This is a genomic window from Microbacterium sp. NPDC087868 (genome assembly GCF_044900755.1).
In the GTDB taxonomy this organism is placed as follows: Bacteria; Actinomycetota; Actinomycetes; order Actinomycetales; family Microbacteriaceae; genus Microbacterium; species Microbacterium galbinum.
The window spans coordinates 1-5,541 of the sequence record NZ_JBJDNO010000017.1; the positions used below are offsets into that span (position 1 = coordinate 1).

A 5,541-nucleotide genomic window follows, 5' to 3' on the forward strand; every position below is an offset into this window, starting at 1 on the left:
GTAAGATAGAGAAGTTGCCCTTCGGGCCTGGTTGTGATGACTGGGTCGTGGGAGCATCCGATCCTTGAGAACTCAACAGCGTGCACTTGTCAAATGCCAAATAACCTCGATTCAGCTTCGGCTGGATGAGATTCCTTTGGATCAAAGACCAACCTCCTTGTGGGGTTGGCAACGGATGAAGTCAGCAATGAATTTGTCTCTTTGGTCAGCATCAAACTCGCTGCTTCCCGGTTTTTCCCCGGGTGGTATGCATTTCTTTTTTACGGAGAGTTTGATCCTGGCTCAGGATGAACGCTGGCGGCGTGCTTAACACATGCAAGTCGAACGGTGAAGCAGAGCTTGCTCTGTGGATCAGTGGCGAACGGGTGAGTAACACGTGAGCAACCTGCCCCTGACTCTGGGATAAGCGCTGGAAACGGCGTCTAATACTGGATATGTGACGTGACCGCATGGTCTGCGTCTGGAAAGAATTTCGGTTGGGGATGGGCTCGCGGCCTATCAGCTTGTTGGTGAGGTAATGGCTCACCAAGGCGTCGACGGGTAGCCGGCCTGAGAGGGTGACCGGCCACACTGGGACTGAGACACGGCCCAGACTCCTACGGGAGGCAGCAGTGGGGAATATTGCACAATGGGCGGAAGCCTGATGCAGCAACGCCGCGTGAGGGATGACGGCCTTCGGGTTGTAAACCTCTTTTAGCAGGGAAGAAGCGAAAGTGACGGTACCTGCAGAAAAAGCGCCGGCTAACTACGTGCCAGCAGCCGCGGTAATACGTAGGGCGCAAGCGTTATCCGGAATTATTGGGCGTAAAGAGCTCGTAGGCGGTTTGTCGCGTCTGCTGTGAAATCCGGAGGCTCAACCTCCGGCCTGCAGTGGGTACGGGCAGACTAGAGTGCGGTAGGGGAGATTGGAATTCCTGGTGTAGCGGTGGAATGCGCAGATATCAGGAGGAACACCGATGGCGAAGGCAGATCTCTGGGCCGTAACTGACGCTGAGGAGCGAAAGGGTGGGGAGCAAACAGGCTTAGATACCCTGGTAGTCCACCCCGTAAACGTTGGGAACTAGTTGTGGGGTCCATTCCACGGATTCCGTGACGCAGCTAACGCATTAAGTTCCCCGCCTGGGGAGTACGGCCGCAAGGCTAAAACTCAAAGGAATTGACGGGGACCCGCACAAGCGGCGGAGCATGCGGATTAATTCGATGCAACGCGAAGAACCTTACCAAGGCTTGACATATACGAGAACGGGCCAGAAATGGTCAACTCTTTGGACACTCGTAAACAGGTGGTGCATGGTTGTCGTCAGCTCGTGTCGTGAGATGTTGGGTTAAGTCCCGCAACGAGCGCAACCCTCGTTCTATGTTGCCAGCACGTAATGGTGGGAACTCATGGGATACTGCCGGGGTCAACTCGGAGGAAGGTGGGGATGACGTCAAATCATCATGCCCCTTATGTCTTGGGCTTCACGCATGCTACAATGGCCGGTACAAAGGGCTGCAATACCGCGAGGTGGAGCGAATCCCAAAAAGCCGGTCCCAGTTCGGATTGAGGTCTGCAACTCGACCTCATGAAGTCGGAGTCGCTAGTAATCGCAGATCAGCAACGCTGCGGTGAATACGTTCCCGGGTCTTGTACACACCGCCCGTCAAGTCATGAAAGTCGGTAACACCTGAAGCCGGTGGCCTAACCCTTGTGGAGGGAGCCGTCGAAGGTGGGATCGGTAATTAGGACTAAGTCGTAACAAGGTAGCCGTACCGGAAGGTGCGGCTGGATCACCTCCTTTCTAAGGAGCATCTGACTCTTCGGAGTCCAGAACCCAGATCGAAGGCACACGTTCTTCGCTGGGAGCTCATGGGTGGAACATTTGACATGGCATCGAGATCTGATCTCTGGTCGAGTACGCAACTTCGGTTGTTGGAAAGAGTGGGGTGAGGGGACCGGTGCCTGCACGCTGTTGGGTCCTGAGGGACCGGATGCGCTTTGACCTTCGGGTTGGAAGCATTTGGTTACTCTGGGCCTCTTCTGGTTTCCCCCGTGTGGGGTTGCTGGATGGGGTACCGCCCGTACTTTGAGAACTACACAGTGGACGCGAGCATCTTGCAGCCGGCTTTCGAGCTGGTTGCACAAGATGATCTTAAAGATCATTAGTCAATTTCATGCCAGGCTTTCGGGCCTGGTGTCGATTCTGATTCAAACTCATGTGATTTCAAGTCTTTAAGAGCAAACGGTGGATGCCTTGGCATCTGGAGCCGAAGAAGGACGTAGCAATCTGCGATAAGCCTCGGGGAACTGATAAGCAAGTTTTGATCCGAGGGTGTCCGAATGGGGAAACCCCGCTGGGCGGCGTGCCGACCTAGTGACTCCCGCCTGAATATATAGGGCGGGTAGAGGGAACGTGGGGAAGTGAAACATCTCAGTACCCACAGGAAGAGAAAGCAACCGCGATTCCGTTAGTAGTGGCGAGCGAAACCGGATCAGGCTAAACCTAGCGTGTGTGATAGCCGGCAGGCGTTGCACGTTGGGGGTTGTGGGACTTTTCAGTCATCTCTGCCGAGGTGGCGGCGTTACAAGAAGGTATAGACGAACGGTCTTGAAAGGCCGGTCATAGAGGGTGCCAACCCCGTAGTCGAAATGCCTCTCTTGGCGCGAAGAGTATCCCAAGTAGCACGGGGCCCGTGAAATCCCGTGTGAATCTGTCAGGACCACCTGATAAGCCTAAATACTCCCAGATGACCGATAGCGGACAAGTACCGTGAGGGAAAGGTGAAAAGTACCCCGGGAGGGGAGTGAAATAGTACCTGAAACCGTTTGCTTACAAACCGTTGGAGCAGCCTTAGTAGCTGTGACAGCGTGCCTTTTGAAGAATGAGCCTGCGAGTTAGCGATATGTGGCGAGGTTAACCCGTGTGGGGTAGCCGTAGCGAAAGCGAGTCTGAATAGGGCGATTCAGTCGCATGTCCTAGACCCGAAGCGAAGTGATCTATCCATGGCCAGGTTGAAGCGACGGTAAGACGTCGTGGAGGACCGAACCCACTTAGGTTGAAAACTGAGGGGATGAGCTGTGGATAGGGGTGAAAGGCCAATCAAACTTCGTGATAGCTGGTTCTCTCCGAAATGCATTTAGGTGCAGCGTTGCGTGTTTCTTGCCGGAGGTAGAGCTACTGGATGGCCGATGGGCCCTACAAGGTTACTGACGTCAGCCAAACTCCGAATGCCGGTAAGTGAGAGCGCAGCAGTGAGACTGTGGGGGATAAGCTTCATAGTCGAGAGGGAAACAACCCAGACCACCAACTAAGGTCCCAAAGCGCGTGCTAAGTGGGAAAGGATGTGGAGTTGCCTTGACAACCAGGAGGTTGGCTTAGAAGCAGCCACCCTTGAAAGAGTGCGTAATAGCTCACTGGTCAAGTGATTCCGCGCCGACAATGTAACGGGGCTCAAGCACGCCACCGAAGTTGTGGCATTGACATTATTGGTAGGCCTTCGTGGTCCAGCCGTGTTGATGGGTAGGAGAGCGTCGTGTGGCCAGCGAAGCGGCGGTGTAAACCAGCCGTGGAGGCTACACGAGTGAGAATGCAGGCATGAGTAGCGAAAGACGTGTGAGAAACACGTCCTCCGAAAGACCAAGGGTTCCAGGGTCAAGCTAATCTTCCCTGGGTAAGTCGGGACCTAAGGCGAGGCCGACAGGCGTAGTCGATGGACAACGGGTTGATATTCCCGTACCGGCGAAGAACCGCCCAAGCTAATCCAGTAGTGCTAAGTGTCTGAATCCCACTGACGGATCCCTTCGGGGTGAAGCGTTGGGCCTAGCGCACGACCCCATTCTGGTGCGGTTAGCGTATTAACAGGTGTGACGCAGGAAGGTAGTCCAAGCCAGGCGATGGTTGTCCTGGTGCAAGTGCGTAGGCCGAACGGTAGGCAAATCCGCCGTTCACATAGGCTGAGACACGATGCGGATAAAAAGTGGATGATCCTATGCTGCCAAGAAAAGCATCGACGCGAGGTTCTAGCCGCCCGTACCCCAAACCGACTCAGGTGGTCAGGTAGAGAATACCAAGGAGATCGAGAGAATCGTGGTTAAGGAACTCGGCAAAATGCCCCCGTAACTTCGGGAGAAGGGGGGCCTTCGACGTATTAGGACTTGCTCCGAAAGCGTTTGGAGGCCGCAGAGACTAGTGGGTAGCGACTGTTTACTAAAAACACAGGTCCGTGCCAAGTCGCAAGACGATGTATACGGACTGACGCCTGCCCGGTGCTGGAAGGTTAAGAGGACCGGTTAGCCGCAAGGCGAAGCTGAGAATTTAAGCCCCAGTAAACGGCGGTGGTAACTATAACCATCCTAAGGTAGCGAAATTCCTTGTCGGGTAAGTTCCGACCTGCACGAATGGCGTAACGACTTCCCAACTGTCTCAACCGCGAACTCGGCGAAATTGCATTACGAGTAAAGATGCTCGTTACGCGCAGCAGGACGGAAAGACCCCGTGACCTTTACTACAGCTTGGTATTGGTGTTCGGTGTGGCTTGTGTAGGATAGGTGGGAGACTTTGAAGCATGGACGCCAGTTCATGTGGAGTCATTGTTGAAATACCACTCTGGTCACTCTGGATATCTAACTTCGAACCGTAATCCGGTTCAGGGACAGTGCCTGGTGGGTAGTTTAACTGGGGCGGTTGCCTCCCAAAAAGTAACGGAGGCGCCCAAAGGTTCCCTCAACCTGGTTGGTAATCAGGTGTCGAGTGTAAGTGCACAAGGGAGCTTGACTGTGAGACTGACAGGTCGAGCAGGGACGAAAGTCGGGACTAGTGATCCGGCAGTGGCTTGTGGAAGCGCTGTCGCTCAACGGATAAAAGGTACCTCGGGGATAACAGGCTGATCTTGCCCAAGAGTCCATATCGACGGCATGGTTTGGCACCTCGATGTCGGCTCGTCGCATCCTGGGGCTGGAGTAGGTCCCAAGGGTTGGGCTGTTCGCCCATTAAAGCGGTACGCGAGCTGGGTTTAGAACGTCGTGAGACAGTTCGGTCCCTATCCGCTGCGCGCGTAGGAAATTTGAGAGGATCTGACCCTAGTACGAGAGGACCGGGTTGGACGAACCTCTGGTGTGTCAGTTGTTCCGCCAGGAGCACCGCTGATTAGCTACGTTCGGGATGGATAACCGCTGAAAGCATCTAAGCGGGAAGCCGGCCTCAAGATGAGATTTCCATACCTTCGGGTGAGAGGCTCCCAGCCAGACTACTGGGTTGATAGGCCAGATGTGGAAGTGCAGTAATGCATGCAGCTGACTGGTACTAATAAGCCGATGACTTGATAACACACCGTTTGTTGGTGCTACGCGTCCACTGAGTGGTTCTCGATGTACGGTCGAGAACCGCATAACAACAATGACTTTGTTATGTGTTTGATTGAAACATCAATAGTGTTTCGGCGGCCATAGCGTGAGGGAAACGCCCGGTTACATTCCGAACCCGGAAGCTAAGCCTCACAGCGCCGATGGTACTGCAGGGGGGACCCTGTGGGAGAGTAGGACACCGCCGGACTTCTTTTAAG

At 54.4% G+C, this 5,541-nt stretch carries 3 rRNA genes; all 3 read left to right on the forward strand.

The features are described from left to right. Nucleotides 1-259: 259 nt before the first annotated feature. The 3 genes from ACI2JZ_RS18330 to rrf all read left to right on the forward strand — a co-directional run bounded on the left by ACI2JZ_RS18330 (nucleotide 260) and on the right by rrf (nucleotide 5,531). Nucleotides 260-1,781: ribosomal RNA gene (locus ACI2JZ_RS18330) — 16S ribosomal RNA — on the forward strand. Nucleotides 1,782-2,202: 421 nt separating this feature from the next. Next, nucleotides 2,203-5,306, forward strand: a 23S ribosomal RNA gene (locus ACI2JZ_RS18335). A gap of 108 nt (nucleotides 5,307-5,414) precedes the next feature. Then, nucleotides 5,415-5,531, forward strand: a 5S ribosomal RNA gene (rrf, locus tag ACI2JZ_RS18340). The 16S, 23S and 5S rRNA genes sit together here, the layout of an rRNA operon. The last annotated feature ends 10 nt before the right edge of the window (nucleotides 5,532-5,541 follow it).